Source organism: Shewanella marisflavi, assembly GCF_023283925.1.
Classification (GTDB): Bacteria; Pseudomonadota; Gammaproteobacteria; order Enterobacterales; family Shewanellaceae; genus Shewanella; species Shewanella marisflavi.
On sequence record NZ_JAKIKX010000001.1, the window covers coordinates 829,604 to 855,394 of the forward strand.

Sequence of the window (25,791 nt, forward strand, 5' to 3'; positions counted from 1 at the left end):
AGGGCCGCTTCCGACTCTCGGAGGCGGCTTTTTTGTTTCAGATGATGTAAATTTAGCGATAAGAATTTTAGTTTTGCATTAACTTTTTAAACTTAAATCTTAAACTTAAAGTCGAGGAAATTATGGCTAAAATTATCAATGTCATTGGTCGCGAGATCATGGATTCACGCGGTAACCCAACGGTTGAAGCGGAAGTACATCTAGATGGTGGTTTTGTTGGTATGGCTGCTGCGCCATCGGGTGCCTCTACCGGTAGCCGTGAAGCACTAGAACTGCGTGACGGTGACAAGAGCCGTTACATGGGTAAAGGTGTATTGACTGCTGTCGCTAACATCAACGGCCAGATCCGTGACGCCCTAATGGGTAAAGATGCAACGGCGCAGGCCGAGCTGGATCAGATCATGATCGACCTGGATGGCACTGAGAACAAAGACAAGCTAGGCGCTAACGCTATCCTGGCCGTGTCTCTGGCTGCTGCTAAAGCCGCTGCTGCTTTTAAAGGTATGCCTTTGTATGCACACATCGCCGAGCTAAACGGTACTCCTGGCCAGTACTCTATGCCTGTGCCTATGATGAACATCCTTAACGGTGGTGAGCACGCCGACAACAACGTTGATATCCAAGAGTTCATGGTTCAGCCTGTTGGTGCTAAGAGCTTCCGTGAAGCACTGCGCATGGGCGCCGAAATCTTCCACAACCTGAAGAAGGTTCTGCAAGAGAAGGGTCTTAACACTGCTGTGGGTGATGAAGGTGGTTTTGCGCCTAACTTAGCGTCTAACGCCGATGCTTTGGCTGTGATTAAGATTGCGGTAGAAAAAGCAGGTTACAAGCTGGGTGAAGATGTAACTCTGGCTCTTGATTGTGCAGCATCTGAGTTCTATAAAGATGGTCAGTATGATCTATCTGGCGAGGGTAAGGTATTTGACTCAAACGGCTTCTCTGACTTCCTTAAGTCACTGACCGAAGAGTACCCAATCGTGTCTATCGAAGATGGTTTGGACGAGTCAGATTGGGATGGCTGGGCATACCAGACACAAATCCTTGGCGACAAGATCCAGCTGGTCGGTGATGACCTGTTTGTTACCAACACTAAGATCCTAAGCCGTGGTATCGAGAACAAGATCGCTAACTCTATTCTGATCAAGTTCAACCAAATCGGTTCTCTGACTGAAACCTTAGCGGCAATTCGCATGGCGAAAGACGCAGGTTACACAGTGGTTATCTCTCACCGTAGTGGTGAGACCGAAGATGCGACTATCGCGGATCTTGCGGTAGCGACTGCAGCGGGTCAAATCAAGACTGGTTCACTGTGTCGTAGTGACCGTGTGGCTAAGTACAACCAACTGCTACGTATCGAAGAGCAGTTAGGTGAAAAAGCGCCATATAAGGGTCGTAGCGAGATTAAAGGCCAAGCATAACCGAGTTTTTTGCGGTTAAATTGGTAAAAGGCCACCACTTGGTGGCCTTTTTTGTTGTAATATCAGTTCAGCCTTTTAACAGAGATAAAGCCCATTAAGGATGAAGCGACTTCTTATCGCCATGTTTGCGCTGCTTGGCCTGCTCCAGTATCGACTCTGGTGGGGGCAAAATAGTTTACCCGAATCTTTTCAGCTGCAAGAACAGATCCAGTTGCAGCGTGAGAGCAACGCCAAATTAATCGAACGCAATCAGGTACTCAAAGAAGAGATCCTCGATCTTCGTCGCGGCACTGAGGCCCTTGAAGAGCGGGCTCGTAATGAGCTGGGTATGGTTAAACAGGGCGAAACTTTCTTTCGTGTAGTGGGCGAGCCTCAGCGTAAAGCCGAGATAGGCGAGCAGTAGGTAATGGCTCCCGCCATGGCCTTGAAACCTGACATGAGTTCAAATCAATGACAAGTTCCATCAAAGATCTCGTTGCCATCGTTCCCGCCGCCGGTATTGGTGCGCGCATGGGCGCTGAGATCCCTAAGCAGTATTTGATGTTAAATCATCAAGCTATTCTGGCGCATACCCTAGATCGCCTATTGGAACATCCGCGTATAACGCAGGTGATCCTAGCCCTGAGCCCAGAAGATACTCATTTTGCCAAGCTGACTCAGGCAACGCATCCCAAACTCATGACTGTCGTGGGCGGTAAAGAGCGTGCCGATTCTGTGCTGAGCGCGCTCAATGTGGCGCCAGATTCTGCCTGGGCGCTCGTTCACGACGCGGCTCGTCCCTGTCTAAGTCATGCCGATATCGATAAGCTGATCGCCGCCTGTGAAACCGAAGCTGGTAAGCACCAGGGCGCCATCTTAGCCATGCCAGTGCGAGACACCATGAAGCGCTCAACGGCCGATGGCAAGATAGCGAATACGGTTTGCCGAGAAAACCTTTGGCATGCTCTGACCCCGCAGTTGTTTCCTGTGGTGTCTTTGCGACAAAATCTTGCCCAGGCACTGGCGTCTGGAGTGGCTATTACCGATGAGGCCTCGGCGATGGAGTGGGCTGGTGGTCAGCCACTACTGGTAAGTGGCCGCTTTGACAACATTAAGGTAACCCATCCAGACGATTTGCAATTGGCTGCACTGTTTCTACAGGCGGCCCAGGCAGATGACCCAGATTCAACTAAAGGTGACTGAAAGATGAATATACGTATCGGCCACGGTTTCGACGTACACAAGTTTGGTGGTGAGTTGCCGCTGATTTTAGGCGGTGTTGAAGTGCCTTATGATACCGGTTTGGTTGCCCATTCCGATGGGGATGTGGTGCTGCATGCCATCTCAGATGCCATTCTTGGCGCCATGGCGCTGGGGGATATCGGCAAACATTTTCCCGATACCGACCCTGAGTTCAAAGGTGCTGACAGCCGAGTGTTACTGCGCCACTGTTATCAGCTCGCGCGGGATAAAGGCTACCAGCTAGGCAACCTTGATGTGACCATTATTGCCCAGGCACCTAAGATGCTGCCGCATATTGATGCCATACGCCAGTGCTTGAGTGAAGACTTAGCCAGCGATATTGAGGCTATTAATGTTAAGGCTACCACAACCGAGAAGCTTGGTTTTACTGGCCGAAAAGAGGGCATCGCCGTAGAAGCCGTGGTGCTCATGTGCGCTGAGCCAAGATAAGAGAGAGTTATGACCCCATTGCATTATTTGTTTGGCCAGCCTCAGGCGAGTGCCGATTTGAGAACCCATAACAGTGATTTTATCGTGCAGGAGATCCTGCCCTTTCTACCCACTGGTGAGGGGGAGCATCATATGCTGCATATTCGCAAGTCGGGGCTTAATACCGCCGATGTGGCACGTATGCTCTCTAGCTTTGCCGGTGTGCACCCGAAAGAAGTGACCTTTGCGGGGCAGAAAGACAGACACGCTATCACAGAGCAATGGTTTGGGATAAGGATCCCGGGTAAGAGCATGCCCGACTGGCAATCGCTAAACAGTGAACAGCTAACTGTGCTTTCCAGTGCCCGTCACGGTAAGAAGCTGCGCACCGGCGCACTTGCAGGCAATCGTTTTACCCTGACGCTCAGAGCCGTCTCCGATATGGATGAAGTGGTCAGGCGTCTTGAGCTGATTAAACACACAGGTGTGCCCAACTACTTTGGTGAGCAGCGATTTGGTCATGACGGTAAAAATTTGATTTTTGGCCGTCAGATGCTCAACGGCAGCAAGAAGGTCAAGGATAGAAATAAGCGCAGTATCTATCTGTCAGCAGTGCGCTCACATCTCTTTAATCAAGTGGTCAGCGAGCGTTTACGTCAGTTCGAGCTTAAGGTGCTCGAGGGGGATTGCGTGATGCTGGCGGGCAGTAAGAGTTACTTTGTCGCCAACCCTTGGGATGAGGCGCTACACAAGCGATTGGATGAGCAAGATATTTTGCTCTCGGCGCCCTTATGGGGGCGTGGTCAGGCGCTGTGTGAAGCCGAGGCTCTGACGTTTGAGCAGAGTGTGTGTGAGCCCTTTGCTGAAGATTGTGCTGGCCTTGAGCAGGCGGGATTGAATCAAGAACGTCGCCCGCTTATCTTGCTACCCCAGCAACTCAGTTACGAGATTAACGACGATACCTTGGTCCTCAAGTTTGCACTACCAGCGGGCAGCTTTGCCACTTCTGTACTGCGGGAACTGGTGGATTATCAGGATGTCAAAGAGCGAGAGTTTCAGGCTCGTCGAGCCGCAGCGAGTGAACAAGCCCATGATTAAAATATTAGTCAGCAATGACGATGGTATAGCGGCACCTGGAATTGCCGCACTGTCTAACGCCTTGGCAAAACAATATGAGGTGATGACGGTAGGGCCAGATCGTAACTGCTCTGGCGCCAGTAACTCATTGACCTTGACTAACCCTTTGCGAATTAATAAGTTAGAAAATGGTTATATTTCAGTCAGTGGCACGCCAACCGACTGTGTCCATTTGGCGATTCGTGAATTTTATGTTGAGGAGCCAGACATAGTGGTTTCTGGCATCAATGCCGGTGCCAATATGGGCGACGATACCCTTTATTCAGGGACGGTTGCCGCCGCGATGGAAGGGCGCTTTTTAGGCTTACCCGCCATTGCTATCTCTTTGGTAGGCCGAGAGTTGAAACATTATGATAGCGCCGCCTACTATGCCTGTAAGATAGTGGCAGGGCTTATTGAAAGCCCTATTGCATCGGACCAAATTTTAAATGTGAATGTGCCGGATCTGCCGCTGGATGAAATTAAAGGAATAAGGGTGACACGCCTTGGGGCGCGGCACAGGGCAGAGGGGATGGTGCGCATGCAAGATCCTGCCGGACGTGAAATATTTTGGCTCGGCCCTCCGGGTGAAGAGCAAGATGCTAGTGAAGGGACAGACTTTCACGCGGTTGCTAATGGCTATGTATCTGTGACGCCTTTAACTGTCGATCTGACGGCCTTTGAACAAGTTCCAAAAATAAAGCAATGGGTAGAGCAATTATGAATGGGGTAACCACCACGGCGGCACTGAATCTGGCACATAGCCTTCAGCGAGCTGGTATTAACAATACTGATGTATTATCTGTGGTGGCTAACACGCCAAGAGAACTTTTTCTTGATGCGGCTTTGGGGCACAAGGCTTATGAAAATACTGCCTTGCCTATCGGCCAGGGTCAGACGATCTCTCAGCCCTATATTGTCGCGCGGATGACAGAGTTGTTATTGGAAACCAAGCCCAAGCGGGTATTGGAGATTGGCACAGGCTCGGGTTACCAGGCAGCCATTCTCGCCCAGTTGGTTGACGAGTTGTGTACTGTTGAGCGGATTAAGAGTTTACAGATCCAGGCGCGTCAACGTTTAAAGCGACTCGATCTTCATAATGTTTCCTTTAAATATGGTGATGGCTGGAAAGGCTGGGCCAATAAGGGGCCTTTCGATGCCATCATGGTGACAGCCGCGGCAAGCAGTGTTCCCGAAGCACTGCTGGAGCAGCTGGTAGATGGTGGTGTGCTGGTGATCCCCGTAGGGGAAGAGACTCAGCAATTGATGCGAGTCAGTCGCCAGGGCAATCAATTTTTCTCGAAAACCATAGAAATGGTCAAATTTGTCCCTCTGGTTAATGGTGAATTGGCTTAGTGGTTGTGACACGTATAGAAAGGCCTTTGCCTTGGAGCAGAGGGCTGGCGCTATGATGAAAGTCTTGTCAAAGAGCGTCGTTCATTTTGTTATATTATTCTTCTTGTCGATCTGGATGACGGGTTGTAGCTTTCAGGCCCATACACCAGCACCTGTCGTTAACGTAAACACTCCGGTGAAGACTGCCTATAAAAGAGGTGGCCTCACATCCGACCACTATAAGGTCAAGCGTGGAGATACCCTGTACTCGATCTCCTGGGCTGCCAATAAAGATTTTGCCGAAATCGCCCGATATAACGGGCTTCGCAAGCCATATACCATCTATCCCGGACAGGTGTTAAAGCTAAAATCGACAAAGACTGTTACAAATGCCAAAACAAAGCAAAGCAGTCAAGTATTAGCGAGTAATAGGCAGCAAGACACTCACAAAGATATTAATAAACAACCAGTTAAGCAAAGCCAGGCGCCGACCGTCAGTAAAATGGCACCGGTGAAAAAATCACTTGATCGGGGCGATAAATCAGCATACGCTGTTACAACTGACCAACAAGATGTTAACGTTGTTATCCACAAGCCGAGTAGTACTCTACCTAAGAAGGTGCAGCGGTGGCATTGGCCCGTTAAGGGCAAGTTGATCGGAAAATTCTCTACCAAGGAACAAGGTAATAAAGGAATTAAGATCGCAGGATCTCGGGGCGATCGCATACAGGCTGCGGCTGATGGGCGGGTAGTGTATGCAGGTAGTGCGCTGAGGGGATATGGCAATTTGGTGATTATTAAGCATAGCGATGACTATCTCAGTGCTTACGCCCATGCCGATAAGATCTTAGTTGAAGAGAAGCAATTCGTTACTGCAGGACAAACGGTAGCGAGTATGGGACAGACGGGCACCAACCAGGTGATGCTGCATTTTGAAATTCGGTATCATGGAAAATCCGTTGACCCACTTAAATTTTTGCCTAAATCATAATTTTTATAGGCGCCATTTTGGCAATTGGAGGATAGCAAAGTGCAGTAAATTAGCATGTAAAATTTGGGAGAGTATATTATGGGTCGTAAACAATCTACCGCCGTCGCGGAGCCCTTGGTTGACTTGTCTAAGAACGAGTCTGATCTATCAGTGACTAACAGCAAGAAGGTGATCAAAGACGCAGAACTAGAACAGCAAGTACAAGATGACTTACAAAAGAACTTAGATGCGACACAGCTGTATTTAAGTGAAATCGGATTTTCCCCCCTATTGAGTGCGGAAGAAGAGGTATATTTCTCACGTAAAGCCCTAAAAGGCTGTGATAAATCTCGCAACCGTATGATTGAGAGTAATCTCAGACTCGTCGTAAAAATTGCACGTCGTTATAACAATCGTGGTTTGGCATTACTGGATTTGATTGAAGAAGGTAATTTAGGTTTGATCCGTGCGGTCGAAAAGTTCGATCCCGAACGCGGCTTTAGATTTTCAACCTATGCCACCTGGTGGATCCGCCAGACAATAGAACGTGCGATCATGAATCAAACTCGCACCATTCGCCTACCTATTCATGTGGTCAAGGAGCTTAATGTCTACCTTCGTACTGCCAGGGAGCTTGCGCACAAATTAGATCATGAGCCAACGGCAGAAGAGATTGCCGAGCAACTAGACTTGCCAAGTAGTGACGTGAGCAAGATGCTAAAGCTTAATGAGCGTATCACCTCAGTCGATACTCCACTTGGTGGCGACAACGACAAAGCCTTGCTCGATGTGCTGGCCGATGATGATAGCGTAGGGCCAGATTACAAGGTACAAGACGATGATATGTCTAAGTCTGTAGTGCGTTGGTTAGATGAGCTAAACAGCAAACAAAGAGAAGTGCTTGCCCGTCGTTTTGGTCTGCTGGGTTATGAGCCTTCGACCCTGGAAAATGTGGGTAAAGAGATAGGACTCACTCGTGAAAGAGTTCGCCAAATTCAGGTTGAAGCCCTGAAGCGTCTGAAGGATCTCCTCAGCGCACAAGGACTATCGGTAGAAGCGATATTCCGAGTTTAACAAAAGCAAGTGGGGTGTAGGCTTAGTGGTTCAAAGTTGATGCCTCTTCAAAGGTGTTGAGCCTGGAAGAGCCATGCTAGTGTGTTATGGTAATTTGAAGCCCAAGGAAGATATTCTTTGTTTTGAGAGTCGACCCCATACCTTATTTAAAAAAGCGCACCTTAAGGTGCGCTTTTTGCTGTTTAACGAAGTTGTTTTAGCTCATAAAGGAGATCAAGCGCCTGTCTGGGGGTGAGACTATCAGGGTCGATAGTGTCTAATCTGTCCAGTGCTTTTGAAGATTCAGGCATGGCGAGGCTTAGCTGTGCTTGTCTTAGCTCAGGCAATCTCTCTTCTCTGTCTCGGCTTTCCAAGTGATGTAGCTTATGCTTGGCTGCTTGCACGACCTTGGCGGGCACGCCAGCCAGCGCGGCGACCTGTAGGCCATAGCTTTTGCTTGCCGCTCCCTCTTGTACTGCATGCATAAAGGCGATGGTATCGTCATGTTCTATGGCATCTAGATGTACGTTGGCCACATTCTCGATTTGTTCGGGTAGCTGAGTTAGCTCGAAATAGTGGGTGGCGAACAATGTCATCGACCTGAGGCTTTGCGCCAGATGCTCGGCAGCCGACCAAGCGAGCGATAAGCCATCATAGGTTGAGGTGCCGCGGCCAATTTCATCCATGAGCACTAAGCTTTCTGGCGTGGCATTGTGGAGTATGTTGGCGGTTTCAGTCATCTCCACCATGAAGGTTGAGCGCCCCGAGGCGAGATCGTCTGCAGCGCCAATACGGGTAAAGATGCGATCGACCGGCCCTATCGCGGCCTTTTGTGCCGGCACAAAGCTGCCGATGTGCGCCATTAAGGTGATCAGGGCGACCTGGCGCATATAGGTTGATTTACCACCCATGTTGGGGCCGGTGACAATTAGCATGCGTCTTGCGGGATTAAGTGACACTGGGTTAGCGATAAACGGGCTTTGACTGACGCGCTCGACCACAGGGTGCCTCCCTGCCTCGATATGAATGCCGCTCTCGGCCGTCAGTTCGGGCCTGTGATAGTCAAGCTGCTCTGCGCGCTCGGCAAAGTTAGTGATCACATCCAGTTCTGCCGCCGCCCGAGCAAACTCTTGCAACTCATGCAGGCGAGGCATCAGCAGGTCAAACAGTTCTTCCCACAGCTGTTTCTCGAGCGCCAGCGCTTTACCTTGGCTGGAGAGCACTTTTTCTTCATGCTCTTTAAGCTCGGCAACGATATAACGCTCGGTATTTTTAAGAGTTTGTCTGCGTTGATAACTCATTGGGACGAGATCTGACTCACGCCGACTCACCTCGATATAGTAACCGTGCACCCGGTTATAGCCCACTTTTAAGGTGGAGGCGCCAGTGGCGGCTTTCTCACGGGCTTCGAGTTCGGCAAGGTAATCGGTCGCCCCTTGGCTGAGTTTGCGCCACTCATCCAGCTCGGCATGGTAGCCCTCTTTGATCACGCCGCCATCGCGGATCAGCATTGGGGGATTGTCGACGATAGCGCGGCTGAGCAGGGCATGTTCCTGTGGGAACTCACCCATTGACTGCGATAGCGTGCTTAGATGAGCGCTGTGACATTGGCTCAGTGTCTGTTGAATGTCAGGTAACAGGGTTAATGCCTGGCGCAGACGGGCGAAATCTCTTGGCCGAGCACTGCGTATTGCCAGACGTGCCGTAATGCGTTCAATGTCGCCAAGGGCTTTTAACTGTTCGTGTAGCGGCTCATGAAAGCCATTGTTTAACAGCTCGTCGATAGCATCGTGGCGGGCATTGATGATGTTGTGGTTACGCAGTGGTTCATGGATCCACCTTTGTAACATGCGACTTCCCATAGGTGTCGCCGTGTTATCTAGTACCGACGCGAGTGTGTTTTCACTGCCCCCTTGAAGGTTACGAGTAAGCTCGAGGTTCTTACGAGTCGCGGCGTCGAGTACTATGCTGTCACACTGGTTAAAACGGGTGATCGCATTGATATGGGGCAGGGCGGTGCGCTGGGTATCTTTGACATATTGGATAAGGCAGCCCGCCGCCTGCAGCGACAGGCGCACTTCTCCCAGGCCAAAACCGTACAGATCTTTGGTACCGAACTGTTCGAGCAGTAACTTGTAGCTGGTGTCATAATCGAACTCCCACTCTGGACGGCGGCGTTTGCCGGACAGGGAGTTAATCAGGCTCAGTTCGTTAAAATCTTCGCTATAGAGGAGCTCGGCGGGATTAGTACGCTGCAACTCCGCTTCCAGTGCCTCGCGACTAGCGAGTTCTGTCACGACGAATCTACCCGAGGAGACGTCTAGCGTCGCGTAGCCAAAGCCCACTTTCCCGTGGTAAACGGCCGCTAACAGGTTATCTTGCCGTTCCTGAAGTAGGGCTTCATCGGTCAAAGTGCCGGGAGTGACGATGCGAACAATTTTTCGCTCCACCGGTCCCTTGGTAGTTGCCGGATCGCCTATCTGTTCGCAGATAGCCACAGAGACTCTTAATTGCACCAGCTTAGCCAGATAGCCCTCCACTGCGTGGTAGGGAATGCCCGCCATTGGGATGGGGTCGCCGCCGCTCTTGCCCCGGGCCGTAAGGGAGATCCCTAACAGCTCTGATGCACGCTTTGCATCGTCATAAAATAGCTCGTAAAAATCTCCCATACGATAAAAAAGCAGCATATCAGGCGTTTCGGCTTTCAACGTCAGGTATTGACGCATCATAGGGGTGTGCTTTTCAAGGTGTTGAGTATCGACGGCGTTCATGAATTAACCAAGGTTTCCTGCTGCGAAAAGAGTCTGTAATAGCGTGCAGATTATTACAGAATGAATGGCGTCAATACTAACAATAAATTTAGACTGGTTGCGCATTTATCCCGCTCGTTTGGGTAAATTTAGCGCGAATAAACCAGTAATGTCTCTAGCAGGTCTGAACCGATTTAGGCAAAAATAATCGCATACAGTACTTGATACTGTATGATTGTACAGTATACTAGGTTGCATATTCAGATAGCCTAAAACGATGCAGTTGCCGTTTCCCAGGCTTAACCATAACGGATACCCCACAGCGCAGCGTCTGTGATTGAGAGGAAAGCAGAATGAAGATTGATGCGAATAAAGAGAAAGCCCTGAGCGCGGTCCTTGGCCAGATTGAAAAGCAGTTCGGTAAAGGTTCCATCATGAAGTTAGGTGAAAACCGCTCTATGGATGTTGAAACCATTTCAACAGGTTCTCTGTCGCTGGACGTTGCATTGGGTGCCGGCGGTTTGCCTCTTGGTCGTATCGTTGAGATCTATGGCCCTGAATCTTCTGGTAAAACGACACTGACACTGGAAGTGATTGCTGCGGCACAGCGCGAGGGTAAGGTTTGTGCCTTTATCGACGCCGAGCATGCACTGGATCCTATCTATGCTCAGAAACTCGGTGTAGATATTGATAACCTCTTGTGTTCACAGCCTGATACTGGTGAGCAGGCCCTTGAGATCTGTGACGCCCTGACTCGCTCTGGTGCGGTTGATGTGATCATCGTTGACTCGGTAGCGGCTCTGACGCCTAAGGCTGAGATTGAAGGTGAAATTGGTGATTCTCACATGGGTCTTGCGGCGCGTATGATGAGTCAGGCGATGCGTAAGCTCGCGGGTAACCTCAAGCAATCGAATACCTTGCTGATCTTCATTAACCAAATTCGTATGAAGATTGGTGTAATGTTTGGTAACCCAGAAACGACTACGGGTGGTAACGCACTTAAGTTCTACGCATCTGTTCGTCTGGATATTCGTCGTACCGGCGCCATCAAAGATCGTGAAGAAGTCATAGGTAACGAAACCCGGGTGAAAGTGGTTAAGAACAAGATTGCTGCGCCATTTAAACAGGCTGAGTTCCAGATTCTATATGGTGAAGGCATTAACCGTACTGGCGAGCTGGTGGATCTGGGTGTTACACATAAGCTGATTGAGAAGTCAGGTGCTTGGTATAGCTACAAAGGTGACAAGATTGGTCAAGGCCGTGCCAACGCAGGTAAGTATCTGGTTGAAAACCCAGAGGTGGCCGCAGAGATCGATCATGCGCTGCGTGCCATGTTACTTGGCGGTGGTGAAGTGGTCGCAAAATCGGCGACGGGCGATGAAAATATCGACCTGGAAACTGGCGAAGTATTTTAAGCCTTAGTCATAAGCTACACGTTTCCTTATGAGCATGTCGGCCATGCAAGTTGCGGTGGGTCTTTTGGCCCGCCGCGATTATTCTCGCTACCAGATTAAGAGTAAGTTGGCGCAAAAAGGCTTTATCGATAGTGAGATAGAGGCGGTTTTGACCCAGTGCGAAAGTCAAGGTTATCTGGATGACGCCAGATTTGCTGCATTACTATTACGTTCTCATATTGCTAAGGGGCATGGGCAGAACAAGATACGCCAATCGATGGCGCAGAAGGGGCTGGCTAAAGAGATTATTCAAGATACGCTTAATGCAAGTGACTGCGACTGGTTCGAGTTGGCGAAACAGAAAGCGGCCAAGAAATATGCTGCCAGCGGCCCGATAGAAGATCAAAAAGAGCGCGCTAAACGCGTTCGTTATCTACTTTCTCAAGGTTTCGCCTTTGACCAGGTGGCCTATGCGTTAGAGGTCGAACCCGACCTATAATTCGCTCTTAATGACTAGACCTTTTTAGCTATGCCCCTGGGGCAAACGCACGCTTTTTAGGGTTTCTTTAGTTATCCTCAGTTAAACCTCTGGTTGTTCACTAATAGACTGCTTATAATGCTTGGCTAACTAGAGCTGTCGGTGGAGCTCGAGCCTTCACCGCGAAAATAATCTAATTCAGGATGATTTCATGTATCAAACCACTGCAGCGCTGAGAAGTGCTTTCTTGGAGTTTTTCCGCAGAAACAGTCACCAGGTTGTGGACAGCAGTTCACTGGTACCTGGTAATGATCCCACCTTGCTATTTACCAATGCTGGTATGAACCAGTTTAAAGATGTTTTCCTGGGCGAAGACAAGCGCGATTACAGCCGTGCCACGACTGCCCAGCGCTGTGTGCGCGCCGGTGGTAAACATAATGACCTGGATAATGTTGGTTATACTGCCCGTCACCATACTTTCTTCGAGATGCTGGGTAACTTCAGCTTTGGTGACTATTTTAAGCACGACGCGATTCGTTTCGCTTGGACCTTCCTTACCGAAGAACTCAAGCTGCCCAAAGAGCGCCTGTGTGTCACGATTTATGAGACTGACGACGAAGCCTTTGAGATCTGGAACAAAGAGATTGGCGTAGCTGCTGAAAACATCATACGTATCGGTGATAACAAAGGGGCCGCCTTCGCCTCAGATAACTTCTGGCAGATGGGTGATACAGGTCCTTGTGGTCCCTGTACTGAGATCTTTTACGATCACGGCGAACATATCTGGGGTGGTCGCCCTGGCACGCCAGAGGAGGACGGTGACAGATTCATCGAGATCTGGAACATCGTTTTCATGCAATATAACCGTCAAGCCGACGGTACCATGGAACCGCTTCCAAAGCCCTCTGTTGATACAGGTATGGGCATAGAGCGTATTGCTGCGATCATGCAGGGTGTGCACTCTAACTATGAGATTGATATCTTCCAGTCGCTCATCAAGAAGACGGCTGAGATCCTCGGCGTGACAGACTTGGAAAACAAGTCACTGCGCGTAATTGCTGACCATATCCGTTCTTGTGCCTTTTTAGTGGCCGATGGCGTGATGCCATCTAATGAAGGCCGTGGCTATGTGTTACGCCGTATTATTCGCCGCGCCGTGCGTCATGGTAACAAGTTAGGGGCTACTGAGTCTTTCTTTTATAAACTGGTACCAACCCTGATTGAAGTGATGGGCGACGCCGCCAAAGAGTTGGTGGCCACCCAAGCGATCGTCGAGAAGGCACTTAAAGCCGAAGAGGAGCAGTTTGCGCGTACCCTAGAGCGCGGTCTTGGTATTCTGGACAATGCCCTTAGCCAGCTTGAAGGTAAGGTACTCGATGGTGAAACCGCGTTTAAACTTTATGACACCTATGGTTTCCCTGTTGATCTCACTGCAGACGTGTGCCGCGAGCGTAATATCACGGTAGATGAAGCCGGTTTTGAAGCCGCGATGGCCGAGCAGCGCAGTCGTGCTCAGGCAGCAGGTCAGTTTGATACTGACTATAACGACAGCCTTAAGATCGATGCCGAGACAGAGTTTTGTGGCTACAACAATCTGAACGGTGAAGCTAAGGTCGTTGCCCTCTACGCCGATGGTCAGGCAGTCGATGCCTTAGCTGAAGGTGAACAAGGCGTTATCGTACTTGAAAGTACGCCTTTCTATGGTGAGTCTGGTGGCCAGTGTGGTGATAAAGGGCTTCTTAACGCCGACGGCATTGAGTTTACCGTTACAGACACGCAAAAGTATGGCCAGGCCGTTGGCCATATTGGTCAGGTGAAGAGTGGTCGCATCAGCTTAGGTCAGTCCCTTAACGCAGCAGTTGATAAGAAGCTGAGACATCGCACTGAGCTTAACCATTCTGTGACACACTTGCTTCACGCCGCCTTGCGTCAGGTTCTTGGTAGTCATGTCAGTCAAAAAGGTTCTTTGGTTGAAGCTGATCGCTTACGTTTCGACTTTTCTCATTTCGAAGCCGTGAAGCGTGAAGAGCTAAAACAGGTTGAAGATCTGGTGAACACTCAGATCCGTCGTAACCATGAGCTTAAGGCTGAGGTGATGGATATCGACCAGGCTAAAGAAAAAGGTGCCATGGCCCTGTTTGGAGAGAAATATGACTCTCAGGTGCGCGTTGTCACTATGGGTGATTTCTCTATCGAACTCTGTGGTGGTACTCACGTGGGTCGCACTGGTGACATAGGTCTGTTTAAGATCACCTCAGAAGGGGGGATCGCAGCAGGGATTCGCCGTATTGAAGCCGTGACAGGTGCTGCAGCAATGGCCTATGTGGCTGAGCAGCAGGCACAGCTTGAACAAGCTGCCGCGCTACTTAAAGGCGACAGTGCCTCAGTGGTAACCAAGCTGAAGGCGCAGCTGGATAAGACCAAGCAGTTAGAGAAAGAGTTGTCACAACTTAAAGATAAGCTTGCTGCGGCAACCAGTGCCGATCTGGCTGGTGAAGCGCAAGAGCTTGGTGGTGTAAAGGTACTAGTGAAGCAGCTTGAAGGCGTTGAAGCTGGAGCGCTGCGTGGGCTACAGGATGAACTTAAGCAGAAGCTGCAGTCAGGCATAGTCGTATTGGGTATTGCAGGTGATGCTAAGGTGAACCTAATTGTCGGTGTGACCAAAGATCTGACCGCTAAGGTGAAGGCCGGTGAACTGGTGGCCATGGTTGCCGCTCAGGTGGGTGGCAAGGGCGGTGGACGTCCTGATATGGCACAGGCTGGCGGTAGCGAACCTGAAAACTTAAGTGCAGCGCTTGATTCTGTTATCCCTTGGTTATCAGAACGTTTGGCATAAGTTGTCTAATGAAAAAAAGCGCTCTTTGAGCGCTTTTTTTGTGTCAAATTGATGCTCTCTTAAGCTAAGGTACAGTTTAAAGTGCTAAATTTAATGCTGGTTTAATTGATCGTCCTTACTATCCCATTTATCTCTTATGCTCATATCTGATAAATCAGCGATGTGTGGCACATTTAAACGAATTAACATGCAATAAATGGGTGTTTTTTGTCAGAACACTATTAATTTGTACTAAGCTGACCGTATAATAAGGTTATAACGGAATAGTGCCGTAAAAGCAGAATTAGGAACTAAAGGAGCAAAAAAATGCTGATATTGACTCGTCGTGTTGGTGAAACACTGATGATTGGTGATGAAGTTACTGTCACCGTTTTAGGCGTAAAGGGCAATCAAGTTCGTATTGGTGTCAATGCACCAAAAGAAGTTTCGGTTCATCGTGAAGAGATTTATCAGCGTATCCAGTCTGAAAAGTCAGGTGGCTCTTCTGAAGGCGGCAATTTTTAAGCGAAAGATTTAACCAGTGTAACATGATAAGAGTCAGCAATTTTGCTGGCTTTTTTGTTTTTCATTGTAAGCTTTTTAACCATTACGGCGACATAGCATACAGGGCTGTAGGATAATCAGGGGTAACTGCTTAAAAACAGCTCAAACAGTATTTGTTTAGGAGAAATGGTTTGACTTATTTTCTTCAAACAGTAATATGTGCGCCAAGAAAACGGAGAGGTGGCCGAGTGGCCGAAGGCGCTCCCCTGCTAAGGGAGTATGGGCTTTAACTCCCATCGAGGGTTCGAATCCCTCCTTCTCCGCCATTTCTTAACTGACAAAACAGGGCGCGTGTAGCTCAGCTGGATAGAGTACCTGGCTACGAACCAGGCGGTCAGAGGTTCGAATCCTCTCACGCGTACCATTTGTTTTTCAGTGAAAGTAGGTTTATAGATATAAGATGCGCGTGTAGCTCAGCTGGATAGAGTACCTGGCTACGAACCAGGCGGTCAGAGGTTCGAATCCTCTCACGCGTACCATCTATTTCTTCTACTGTTTTATTCTGTGCGCGTGTAGCTCAGCTGGATAGAGTACCTGGCTACGAACCAGGCGGTCAGAGGTTCGAATCCTCTCACGCGTACCATATTTAAAAAATCGACGGTTTTTACCGTCGTTTTGTTTGTAAGACTAGAATTTGCGCGTGTAGCTCAGCTGGATAGAGTACCTGGCTACGAACCAGGCGGTCAGAGGTTCGAATCCTCTCACGCGTACCATTTTAGACGGAGAGGTGGCCGAGTGGCCGAAGGCGCTCCCCTGCTAAGGGAGTATGGGCTTTAACTCCCATCGAGGGTTCGAATCCCTCCTTCTCCGCCATTATTAAAACCCGCAACTTAGGTTGCGGGTTTTTTTATGTCTTGATTTTCCCTGCTCATTTATCCAGTCTTGCCTAGATAGTCCTTTGTTTACTGTTTTTTATGCATAAACTTGCATATTCAACTATGCCTTGTTCTTTTTTGTGAATTCAATTTTTAACTCATTTCTAGGTTTTTAACGTAAATCTAGTCTTGGTGCCTAAATTTCTGATGAATCGCTAAAATTACAGTTAATTTATTATGGAATGTAAGACGGTCTATCATCAATTAGTCTTATTATGGTAAGACCAATTTACAATGTGCTCGCCTTTTTGTTATAGATTGGTTAAGGTTTCCTGGTCGCAGGAGAGCTTTTTGCGCTTAACCGGTCGACACCTGTAGCGACTTGTGTTTATTTAAATGCGCATATTGTGAATAAATAGCTTGTAGATGGCTGAATCGTCAATCTAAAAGCGCGATTAACCTGAGAGGACTGTATGGATTCAATGGCTCAACAGATAATGGAAGCGTTGATGATCATGGGGCTAGGTATGGGATTGGTGTTTATATTCCTCACTATACTCATTGGGGTTGTGAAATTGGTTGCTTGGAAATTTGCACCAGAGGCCCATGTACCGCCTGTATCAGACGCTTCTGACGAAGGTGTACCCCATTTTACTGGTGTAGATCCTAAAATGGTCGCCGTAATTTCTGCAGCCATACATCAATACCGCGCCAAAGCATAATAAAGAGTAGGGAGTTTTTATGAGCAAGCCACTTGCATTAACCGATGTTGTTCTAAGAGATGCACACCAATCGATTCTTGCCACACGTCTTCGTATCGAAGATATGCTTCCTATCGCCGCCCAATTAGACAAAGTTGGGTTTTGGTCATTGGAGTCTTGGGGGGGCGCGACTTTTGATGCCTGTATTCGTTACCTGGGAGAGGATCCTTGGGAGCGTATTCGTGAATTAAAGAAAGCTATGCCTAACACGCCGCAGCAGATGCTGCTTCGAGGCCAGAACCTTTTGGGCTACCGCCACTATGGTGATGATCTAGTGCATCGTTTCGTTGAGCGAGCCCATGACAATGGTGTGGATGTCTTCCGTATTTTCGATGCCATGAATGATGTGCGCAATCTTGAGGCTGCAGTTAAATCTGTGGTCGACGTTGGCGCCCACGCTCAGGGGACTATCTCTTACACCACTAGCCCGGTCCACACCTTAAAGACCTGGGTCGATATGGCGAAACGCCTCGAAGATATGGGCTGCCATTCACTCTGTATCAAAGATATGGCAGGTCTGCTGAAGCCATTTGACGCCTATGAGTTGATTAGCCAGCTAAAGGCGCAGACCAATCTGATCGTTTCCATGCAGTGTCATGCGACCACAGGGTTAAGTACAGCGACCTATCAGAAGGCTATTGAGGCCGGTATTGATGTGCTAGATACCGCTATCTCCTCTATGAGCCAAACCTACGGTCATAGCGCTACTGAGACCTTAGTGGCCATGGTGGAAGACACAGACAGAGCCACAGGTTATGACATGGCGCTGCTCGAAGAGATCGCAGCCTATTTCAGAGAGGTACGCAAGAAATACGCGGCCTTTGAAGGGGAACTAAAGGGAATCGATTCGCGCATTTTGCGTGCTCAAGTGCCTGGTGGCATGCTCACTAATATGGAAAATCAGCTGAGAGAGCAGGGAGCTACAGACAAGTTAGATCTCGTGCTGGAGGAGATCCCTAAGGTTCGTGAAGACCTTGGCTTTATTCCGTTGGTGACCCCTACCTCACAGATTGTCGGCACACAGGCAGTGATTAACGTACTCACAGGTGAGCGTTATAAATCACTGACTAAAGAGACAGAAGGTGTACTCAAGGGTGAATACGGCGCTACGCCGGCGCCAGTGAACAGTGAGCTGCAGGCTAAAGTATTGGCCGGTGGTGAGGCGATCACTTGTCGTCCTGCCGACCTGCTGCCAGCCGAGCTAGACAGCCTTAGGGCTGAATTGAGGGACAAAGCCAGTAGCGAGCAGATAAGCTTGGCTGCAGAATTGGACGATGACGTGCTGACTTACGCACTCTTTCCACAAATCGGTCTTAAGTTCCTTAAAAACCGCAATAACCCAGATGCCTTTGAGCCTAAGCCAGAAGCGCTTCAGCCGTCGATTAGCAACGATGTACAGCAGGCAGCTCCATCGAAAGGTAAAGAGACCTATACGGTCAATGTACAAGGTCAGAGCTTTGTGGTTGAGGTCTCACAGGGTGGCGATATCAGTCAAATAGTGCCTAGCGAGAATGTCGTGCCTTTTGCGGCGCCAGAACCCGCTGCAACCAGTGTTGGTGAGGGTTCGCCCATGAATGCGCCGTTGTCGGGCAATATTTTCAAGGTGAATGTGCAGCCAGGCGATGCCGTTAAGGCGGGGGATGTGGTGATCATTCTCGAAGCCATGAAGATGGAAACCGAAATCCGCGCCGAATCAGATGGTGTGGTTGCCAAGGTTTGCGTTAAGGAAGGTGACTCTGTTGCCGTTGGCAATCAACTGCTTGCCATAGCTTAGGAGCCACAATGGACGGATTAATTGCCTTTTGGGCGGAATCGGGGATCGCCAATTTCACCTCTGGCCAGCTATTTATGATGGCGGTTGGCGTGGTGTTACTCTATCTGGCTATCGCCAGAGGATTTGAGCCGCTGTTGCTGTTGCCGATAGGCTTTGGTGCCATCTTGGCTAACATCCCTAATGGGGGCTTCACCGAAGAGGGCGGCATGCTTTACTACGCCTATCATGTGGGGATTGAAACCGGCGTCTTTCCGCTATTGATCTTCATGGGGGTCGGCGCCTTGACCGATTTCGGTGCCCTTATCGCTAACCCTAAGATGTTGCTTCTGGGGGCGGCGGCGCAGTTTGGCATCTTTGCCACCTTAATTGGTGCTATCGCTCTCAATGCCGTACCTGGTTTTGAGTTCTCGATGCAAGATGCGGCGGCGATTGCCATCATCGGCGGCGCTGATGGGCCAACGGCTATTTTCTTAGCCTCTAAGCTGGCGCCAGATCTGCTTGGTGCAATTGCGGTAGCGGCATACTCTTATATGGCTCTGGTACCTATTATCCAGCCGCCTATCATGAAGCTGCTGACGACAGAGGCCGAGCGTCAGATCAAGATGGAGCAACTGCGTGAGGTGAGTAAGAAAGAGAAAATCATCTTTCCTTTGTCGGTACTAGGGTTGACCATACTCTTCTTGCCCGCTGCAACACCTTTGGTGGGCATGTTCTGTCTGGGTAACCTAATGCGCGAGTCTGGTGTGGTCGACAGGTTATCTAGTACGGCGCAGAATGAGCTGATTAACTTAGTCACTATCTTCCTGGGTTTGGCGGTCGGCTCTAAGCTATCGGCGGATAAATTTCTCCAGGTGGAAACCTTAGGTATTTTAGTCTTGGGCGCCGTGGCTTTTGGTATTGGTACGGCGACCGGAGTGTTGATGGCCAAACTGATGAGCAAGTTGTCTGGAGGCACGATCAATCCTCTGATTGGTGCGGCCGGTGTATCGGCTGTGCCTATGGCCGCTCGGGTGGTCAATAAAGTAGGGCTGCAGGCTAATCAGCAGAACTTCCTCTTGATGCACGCCATGGGGCCCAATGTAGCGGGTGTCCTGGGCTCCGCCGTTGCCGCCGGGGTCCTCTTAGCGGTATTGGGTGGCTAATCGCTAAAGTTTTACTCGGTCTTGAACGGTCAGCCTGCGTGCTGGCCGTTTTACGTTTGGTCTATGCGATATAACTTAATCAAGCTAATGCTAAAGCAATTGATGCAGATCAACGCCTAGTGTGTCGTTTTAGTGTTTTATAAGTGTGATCTGGTTCGCATTCGCTGTGTTTTAGTGAGCCTAAGCCCATTTTGAGAGAGGATCGAATGATGGAGTTACGACCTAATTGCTATACCGATATCTGTGTTAACGGTAAATGGTTTCATTATGATCACGGTGAGCATTCAGTGTTTATGTTGAATGGCGGCCATCCATTGACCTTTGAGTTAAGCGAACTGCCCACCACAGAAGCAGAGTTGGAAGCGCACTTAGCGGCATTCACTGACCAGAAGTAAGTGTTGTCATAAAAGTCGTGCCTGTACTCGGCATTGCTGTTTTAGCCCCGTAGATTTTGTTCGGCGGTAAGCCAGAGCAGGAAGCCGAGTGACAGCATCAGGGTTGCACTGATTGCTATGATATAGATGAAGCCTTTCTTGCCTTGTCGTAACGGCACGCCGTTAAGATAGAGAAAGAGTGCCCAGAATAGACTTAAGATGATCGGCAGTAAAAACATGCGAGCCATAATGGTTTATCAGTACCTTATTGCTAGAGGCGAGTCTTATATGATTTAAACCCAGTATTTCTGTTTTAACAAGCAATTAGCAATAAAAAAGCCGCATTAAGCGGCTTATTGTTTTCTGGGGAGTGGGTAAGGCTTAGCCTGTGGCCTTTGAAGTTTCCACTTCATCATTGCGGTAGAACTGCTCTTCATCTAGCTGACCTTCAGACTTACCAACCACCACGGCAGTCATCATGTCGCCCGTCACATTGGTCGCTGTGCGCATCATATCGATCACTCGGTCGATGGCGGCGATAAAGGCGATTCCCTCAAGTGGCAGACCAACTACGCCTAAGGTTACCGAGAGCATGACCATGGCACTACCAGGTACACCGGCTGTGCCCACTGAAGCAACCGTTGCGGTGACCGCAATCAGCATGTAGTCGGTCATCTCTAGCGGAATACCGTAGATTTGTGCGATGAAAATAGCCGCGATTGCCGGGTAGATACCGCCACAACCATCCATGTTCATGGTGGCACCTAACGGCAGTACAAAGGCGCCATATTTTTTGGATACGCCCATGGTTTCTGTGGCGCGGGTACTGGCTGGCAGAGTGCCGAAGCTAGAGGCCGTGGTAAAGGCCACCAACTGAGCTGGCATCGCCTTTCTGAAAAATTGGACTGGGCTTAGCCCTGCCGCGAATTTAACCAGGCCGCCATAAACGAACAGTATGTGGATTAAGGCGGCAATGTAGATGGCGCCAATAAACTTACCTAGCGGCAGCAGGGTCGATAAACCATATTCGCCAACCACCCAGGCCATCAGACCAAATACGCCGATAGGCGTTAGTTGCAGCACCATACGGGTAAGCTGGAACATCACCTCTGCACCGGCTTCAATCGTACGTTTCAAAGGCTCGGCTTTTTCGCCAATCTTGTTGATGGCAATACCGACTAAGGCAGCAAAGACGATGATCTGCAGTACTTTACCTTCGGCAAGAGAAGCAAAAGGGTTAACGGGGATCATATCCAGTAGCACCTGGGCAAAGCCAGGCACGTTGCGTTCACGCACCTCTGTAGTGGCTAGCTCCATTGAGCCGCCCATGTCGATCAGACTACCCACGGTGAGGCCAATGAGCGAGGCGATAGTGCCGGTTAGCATAAACATTGCCAGTGTCTTAAAGCTTAGGCGTTTAAGACTGACATCATTACCCAGTGAGGTGATACTGACGACAATAGCGCAGAAGATGAGCGGGGCAACCAACATCTTGATGGCTGCGATGAAAAGATCGCCCAAAGGCTTAAGATGTGTTGCTTGTTCGCCCAGAATAATGCCCAGACTCACCCCTAAAATAAAACCGGCGAGAACTTTTTGCCAAAAGGGGATCTGTTTAATTGTTTGCCACATGGGTTTGTTCCAAATTTTTTAAGTTGTTATTGTGGATGGCGTTTTTTATCAATCGTGAATTGCTTGTTCTAGCATGAGCCATCCAGGTATTTCAACCTTAACGAGAGAGCCTGACATTGTATCTGGGCTTTACCTTGCTTACCAAAGCGATTTTGTTATAACTTATTGTGATATAAGAGTTTGTTTTAATAAGATTAAATTTTCACTTTTAGGTAACATTATTATTTTGAATAGATTGCACATAAAAATTTACTTTTTTTCATTAGGTAGCGAATTATGACCGCGTTATGGTTGATCTTTAGTGGCGCCTTTTTCGCCGCAACCTTGCTACCTGGAGGTTCTGAGGTTTTGTTGGTGGCGCTGATCGATCAGGCGCCTGATACCTGGCTTGCTCTGGTAATCGCGGCCACCCTGGGGAACACATTAGGTTCCTTGACCAGTTATTATCTGGGGGCTTTGGGCCGTGTGGCCAAGACGCCTGAGGAGCTGGCCAGTGGTCGGTATCGTCATAGCGTTAAATTGATTGAGCGTTATGGCTACTGGAGCCTGTTGCTCGCCTGGACGCCGCTTATCGGCGATATCTTGTGTCTACTTGCGGGCTGGATGAAGATGCCTTTGGTTAAATCCAGTCTGATGATTTTGATAGGGAAAGGGTTGCGTTATCTGCTAGTTGCGGCATTAGCGCTACATTGGTTGTAAGCTATTTGGCTGCTACCCTGGGTCGTTAACCTCGGCAGTAAACCTTGGTTGTTTCTTGTAGGAGTAATAAATGAAAAAATGGATATTGGCCGCGGCTATCTCAGCGGCATTGAGCGCCTGCGCGACTGCGCCTGTGCAAACGGCGCTCCCTCAGGGCGTCTCCCTGATTGAGAATGTGGCCTTAGCCGAATCAGGTGTCGGCATCCCCTATAAAAAATATCAACTGGCCAACGGCCTGACGGTTATCTTGCATCAAGATCGTTCAGATCCATTGGTTCACGTCGATGTGACCTACCATGTGGGGTCGGCAAGGGAGTTGCCTGGACGTTCAGGTTTTGCACATCTCTTTGAACATATGATGTTCCAGGGCTCTAAACATGTAGGCGATGAGCAGCATTTTAAGACGGTGACGGAAGCCGGAGGCACCCTTAACGGTACCACCAACACAGATCGAACCAACTATTTTGAGACTGTACCCAGCAATCAGCTGGAAAAGATGCTCTGGTTGGAGTCGGATCGCATGGGCTATTTCTTGCCAGCCTTGACCGAGAACAAGTTTGAGGTGCAGCGTGAAACCGTGAAGAACGAGCGGGCACAACGTATCGATAACCAGCCCTATGGTCGGATGAACGAGCGCTTCAATCAGGCGCTCTATCCGTCGGGTCATCAATACTCTTGGCCGGTGATTGGTTGGCCAGAAGATCTTGACCGCGCCGAGCTCGATGATGTGAAACATTTCTTCCAGCGTTGGTATGGACCTAACAATGCCACCTTGACCATAGGTGGTGATTTTGACGAGATGCAGGCCCTTGCTTGGGTGAACAAGTATTTTGGTGAGATCCCAAGAGGCCCAGAGGTGAAACCTGAGCCCAAGCAACTTGTGACCTTGGACAAGACACGTTATATCTCGATGGAAGACAGGGTACATTTGCCGCTGCTGCGCATGGCTTTTCCAACCGTCTATGCCAGCCATGAAGATGAAGCGGCGCTGGACCTATTAGCCAACATTATCGGCGGCGGCCCCACATCACTGGTTTATAAAAACTTAGTCAAAGATGGTTATGCTGTGCAGGCTGGTGTTAGCCATCCTTGCCAAGAGCTGGCGTGTCAGTTCTCTATCTACGCCTTGGCCAATCCAGCACGAGGTGGTCAGCTGGCTGATGTGGAGCAGCGTATCAAGGAGTCTATCGCCGAATTTGAACAGCGGGGCGTAACAGACGATGATCTGCAAAAAGTAAAGGTTCAGTTCGAGGCCAGCACTATCTTTGGCCTGCAAAGCGTCAAGGGTAAGGTATCGACACTTGCGCTGAATCAAACCTTCTTTGGTAATCCCGATATGATAGCGCACGATCTTAAGCGCTATGCCAGCGTGACCAAAGAAGATGTGATGCGGGTGTTTAACACCTATATCAAGGACAAACCTATGGTTGTGATGAGTGTAGTGCCCCAGGGGCAGAAGCAGCTGATCGCCCATGAGGATAACTTTGTGCCGCCTGCGCCGCGAGTGGCTGCTGAGGCGGTAACAGGCGTAACAGAGGTGGCTGAGGCCCACAGCAGTTTCGATCGTAGTCAAATGCCAAGCGCTCAACAGGCGCCGGTGATCACTGCGCCGAGTCTGTGGACAGATACATTGAGTAACGGTATCGCAGTAATGGGAACTGAAAGCGACGAGACCCCCACGGTCGAGCTGCTTATCTACCTCAATGGCGGGCATCGTCTTGTTGACGTTAAACAGGCGGGACTTGCCAGCCTGACGGCAGCCATGCTCAATGAGTCGAGCGAGCAGCGCAGCACCGAGGAATTAGCACAGGCACTGGAGATGATAGGCAGTAGCGTCAGCTTTGGTAGCAGTGTTTATCAAAGCTATATCAAAGTCTCAGCGCTAACCTCGCACCTTGATGAGACCTTGGCCATAGTGGAGGAGAAACTGTTTCACCCAGGGTTTAAAGAGCAAGATTTTACCCGCGTGATTGGGCAACACATGCAGAGCCTGCAGCATATGCAGTCCGACCCTAACTATCTCGCCGATACTCGGTTTGACGCCTTACTCTATGGTGGTGACACAGCACTGGGTGTGAGCGCCATGGGCACCCCGGATACTGTGTCTCAGCTGACACTCGATGATGTTAAGGCTTTCTACGACAAGCAATATCGCGCCGGTAACGCCCAGATAGTGGCCGTGACTAATTTGTCACAGTCAGAGCTGATGCCTAAGTTAACAGGCTTATCAAAGTGGACTGGAGAGGCGAGTAAACTGCCAGCTCTGGCGGAGCTGCCTAAACTCGATGCCGGTACTGTCTACATTCTCGATAAGCCGGGCGCGGCGCAATCTGTGATTAAAATCGGTAAGCGCGCCATGGCATTTGACGCCACCGGCGAGTTCTTTAAGTCCTATTTGATGAACTATCCCTTAGGCGGTGCCTTTAACAGCCGAATTAACCTTAATCTGCGTGAAGATAAGGGCTATACCTATGGTGCTCGTAGCTACTTTAGTGGCGGCAGCGAGCAAGGCTTGTTCGAGGCTTCAGCCAGTGTACGCAGTGATGTGACGGCTAAGGCACTAGTTGAATTTGCCAAAGAGATTGAGGGCTATCAGGCCACAGGCATGACGGACAAAGAACTGGCCTTTATGCGCAGCTCGATCTCACAGGGACAGGCGCTAGATTATGAAACCCCCTATCAAAAGGCGGGTTTCATGCGTAAGATCCAGCGCTATAATCTGTCACCCGACTATACCGAGCAGCAGGCAAAGATCATCAAGCAAATAGGAAAAGATGAACTTAATCGCCTGGCAAAGGAAAAACTCGAAATGGACAATATGATAGTGTTAATCGTCGGTGATAGCGCTAAAATCGAGACCGAGATTAAAGCCTTAGGCTACAAGGTGAGTCATTTGGAGTTGTAATTTCGATATTACGCCCATATATAAGGCATCAGCGGTGAGCATTAACTCTGCTCACCGCTTTATTTTTTCCCTTGCCAAGGATCTAGCACAGCGGCTATTTTGTGGTGATGGCGAAAGCAAACGCGCTTATTGCAGGTCTGACTTGC

At 49.4% G+C, this 25,791-nt stretch carries 22 protein-coding genes and 6 tRNA genes; 25 read left to right on the forward strand and 3 right to left on the reverse strand.

Going from position 1 to position 25,791, the window contains the following annotated elements:
• Positions 1 to 122 precede the first annotated feature (122 nt).
• The 9 genes from eno to rpoS all read left to right on the forward strand — a co-directional run bounded on the left by eno (position 123) and on the right by rpoS (position 7,563).
• Entirely contained in the window at positions 123 to 1,418 is a 1,296-nt protein-coding gene (gene eno, locus L2712_RS03515; protein ID WP_033538578.1) for a phosphopyruvate hydratase, read from the forward strand.
• A gap of 100 nt (positions 1,419 to 1,518) precedes the next feature.
• Positions 1,519 to 1,821 carry a cell division protein FtsB gene (gene ftsB / locus L2712_RS03520; protein WP_033538577.1) on the forward strand — a complete coding sequence of 101 codons (303 nt, stop codon included), beginning with the start codon at positions 1,519 to 1,521 and terminating at the stop codon, positions 1,819 to 1,821.
• 47 nt (positions 1,822 to 1,868) lie between these two features.
• Positions 1,869 to 2,600, forward strand: coding sequence for a 2-C-methyl-D-erythritol 4-phosphate cytidylyltransferase (ispD, locus tag L2712_RS03525; RefSeq protein WP_033538576.1), 732 nt, complete (start codon positions 1,869 to 1,871; stop codon positions 2,598 to 2,600).
• Positions 2,601 to 2,603: 3 nt separating this feature from the next.
• A complete protein-coding gene (gene ispF, locus L2712_RS03530; RefSeq protein ID WP_088905118.1) occupies positions 2,604 to 3,089 on the forward strand; it encodes a 2-C-methyl-D-erythritol 2,4-cyclodiphosphate synthase in 486 nt (161 codons plus the stop codon).
• A gap of 9 nt (positions 3,090 to 3,098) precedes the next feature.
• Complete coding sequence (gene truD / locus L2712_RS03535; protein WP_248976891.1) at positions 3,099 to 4,166, forward strand: tRNA pseudouridine(13) synthase TruD; 1,068 nt, start codon at positions 3,099 to 3,101, stop codon at positions 4,164 to 4,166.
• Entirely contained in the window at positions 4,159 to 4,908 is a 750-nt protein-coding gene (surE, locus tag L2712_RS03540) for a 5'/3'-nucleotidase SurE (RefSeq protein ID WP_248976892.1), read from the forward strand. Before truD ends, surE begins: the two co-directional genes overlap by 8 nt.
• A complete protein-coding gene (locus tag L2712_RS03545; RefSeq protein ID WP_033538573.1) occupies positions 4,905 to 5,540 on the forward strand; it encodes a protein-L-isoaspartate(D-aspartate) O-methyltransferase in 636 nt (211 codons plus the stop codon). Before surE ends, L2712_RS03545 begins: the two co-directional genes overlap by 4 nt.
• A gap of 52 nt (positions 5,541 to 5,592) precedes the next feature.
• Positions 5,593 to 6,510, forward strand: coding sequence for a peptidoglycan DD-metalloendopeptidase family protein (locus tag L2712_RS03550; RefSeq protein ID WP_428848605.1), 918 nt, complete (start codon positions 5,593 to 5,595; stop codon positions 6,508 to 6,510).
• Positions 6,511 to 6,588: 78 nt separating this feature from the next.
• Positions 6,589 to 7,563, forward strand: a complete 975-nt coding sequence (rpoS, locus tag L2712_RS03555; protein ID WP_033538572.1) for an RNA polymerase sigma factor RpoS — start codon at positions 6,589 to 6,591, stop codon at positions 7,561 to 7,563.
• A gap of 182 nt (positions 7,564 to 7,745) precedes the next feature.
• Here the strand turns inward: rpoS and mutS are convergent, their stop codons facing one another.
• On the reverse strand, positions 7,746 to 10,313 hold the full coding sequence (gene mutS, locus L2712_RS03560) for a DNA mismatch repair protein MutS (RefSeq protein ID WP_248976893.1): 2,568 nt from the start codon (positions 10,311 to 10,313) through the stop codon (positions 7,746 to 7,748).
• A 332-nt stretch (positions 10,314 to 10,645) separates the two neighbouring features.
• Between mutS and recA the strand changes: the two genes are divergently transcribed.
• From recA to L2712_RS03630, 14 genes are all read left to right on the forward strand, one after another.
• The gene (gene recA, locus L2712_RS03565; RefSeq protein ID WP_033538570.1) at positions 10,646 to 11,707 is read left to right on the forward strand and encodes a recombinase RecA; all 1,062 of its coding nucleotides are present in this window, start codon (positions 10,646 to 10,648) and stop codon (positions 11,705 to 11,707) included.
• A 28-nt stretch (positions 11,708 to 11,735) separates the two neighbouring features.
• On the forward strand, positions 11,736 to 12,185 hold the full coding sequence (gene recX / locus L2712_RS03570; RefSeq protein ID WP_081953784.1) for a recombination regulator RecX: 450 nt from the start codon (positions 11,736 to 11,738) through the stop codon (positions 12,183 to 12,185).
• Positions 12,186 to 12,375: 190 nt separating this feature from the next.
• Positions 12,376 to 15,000, forward strand: coding sequence for an alanine--tRNA ligase (gene alaS / locus L2712_RS03575; RefSeq protein WP_248976894.1), 2,625 nt, complete (start codon positions 12,376 to 12,378; stop codon positions 14,998 to 15,000).
• Positions 15,001 to 15,306: 306 nt separating this feature from the next.
• Positions 15,307 to 15,504, forward strand: a complete 198-nt coding sequence (gene csrA / locus L2712_RS03580) for a carbon storage regulator CsrA (protein ID WP_033538568.1) — start codon at positions 15,307 to 15,309, stop codon at positions 15,502 to 15,504.
• A gap of 213 nt (positions 15,505 to 15,717) precedes the next feature.
• Positions 15,718 to 15,809: transfer RNA gene (locus L2712_RS03585), tRNA-Ser, on the forward strand.
• Between the two features lie 21 nt (positions 15,810 to 15,830).
• Positions 15,831 to 15,907: transfer RNA gene (locus tag L2712_RS03590), tRNA-Arg, on the forward strand.
• A 38-nt stretch (positions 15,908 to 15,945) separates the two neighbouring features.
• A tRNA-Arg gene (locus L2712_RS03595) sits at positions 15,946 to 16,022 on the forward strand.
• A 27-nt stretch (positions 16,023 to 16,049) separates the two neighbouring features.
• A tRNA-Arg gene (locus tag L2712_RS03600) sits at positions 16,050 to 16,126 on the forward strand.
• A gap of 53 nt (positions 16,127 to 16,179) precedes the next feature.
• Positions 16,180 to 16,256, forward strand: a tRNA-Arg gene (locus L2712_RS03605).
• 8 nt (positions 16,257 to 16,264) lie between these two features.
• Positions 16,265 to 16,356 (forward strand) — tRNA-Ser (locus tag L2712_RS03610).
• A 475-nt stretch (positions 16,357 to 16,831) separates the two neighbouring features.
• Positions 16,832 to 17,080 (forward strand): OadG family protein, encoded by a 249-nt coding sequence (locus L2712_RS03615; protein WP_088905114.1) that lies wholly within the window; start codon positions 16,832 to 16,834, stop codon positions 17,078 to 17,080.
• 19 nt (positions 17,081 to 17,099) lie between these two features.
• Entirely contained in the window at positions 17,100 to 18,893 is a 1,794-nt protein-coding gene (oadA, locus tag L2712_RS03620; protein WP_248976895.1) for a sodium-extruding oxaloacetate decarboxylase subunit alpha, read from the forward strand.
• Positions 18,894 to 18,901: 8 nt separating this feature from the next.
• Positions 18,902 to 20,035 (forward strand): sodium ion-translocating decarboxylase subunit beta, encoded by a 1,134-nt coding sequence (locus L2712_RS03625; RefSeq protein WP_033538565.1) that lies wholly within the window; start codon positions 18,902 to 18,904, stop codon positions 20,033 to 20,035.
• Between the two features lie 209 nt (positions 20,036 to 20,244).
• Positions 20,245 to 20,430 carry a hypothetical protein gene (locus L2712_RS03630; RefSeq protein WP_033538642.1) on the forward strand — a complete coding sequence of 62 codons (186 nt, stop codon included), beginning with the start codon at positions 20,245 to 20,247 and terminating at the stop codon, positions 20,428 to 20,430.
• 41 nt (positions 20,431 to 20,471) lie between these two features.
• Here the strand turns inward: L2712_RS03630 and L2712_RS03635 are convergent, their stop codons facing one another.
• Together L2712_RS03635 and L2712_RS03640 are read right to left on the reverse strand one after the other, a co-directional pair.
• Positions 20,472 to 20,657 (reverse strand): hypothetical protein, encoded by a 186-nt coding sequence (locus L2712_RS03635; RefSeq protein ID WP_033538564.1) that lies wholly within the window; start codon positions 20,655 to 20,657, stop codon positions 20,472 to 20,474.
• Between the two features lie 133 nt (positions 20,658 to 20,790).
• On the reverse strand, positions 20,791 to 22,041 hold the full coding sequence (locus L2712_RS03640) for a dicarboxylate/amino acid:cation symporter (protein ID WP_033538563.1): 1,251 nt from the start codon (positions 22,039 to 22,041) through the stop codon (positions 20,791 to 20,793).
• Positions 22,042 to 22,317: 276 nt separating this feature from the next.
• On the opposite strand from L2712_RS03640, the gene L2712_RS03645 reads away from it, so the two are divergent.
• Both L2712_RS03645 and L2712_RS03650 read left to right on the forward strand, forming a co-directional pair.
• Complete coding sequence (locus L2712_RS03645; protein ID WP_248976896.1) at positions 22,318 to 22,740, forward strand: YqaA family protein; 423 nt, start codon at positions 22,318 to 22,320, stop codon at positions 22,738 to 22,740.
• Positions 22,741 to 22,810: 70 nt separating this feature from the next.
• Complete coding sequence (locus L2712_RS03650; RefSeq protein ID WP_248976897.1) at positions 22,811 to 25,645, forward strand: M16 family metallopeptidase; 2,835 nt, start codon at positions 22,811 to 22,813, stop codon at positions 25,643 to 25,645.
• The last annotated feature ends 146 nt before the right edge of the window (positions 25,646 to 25,791 follow it).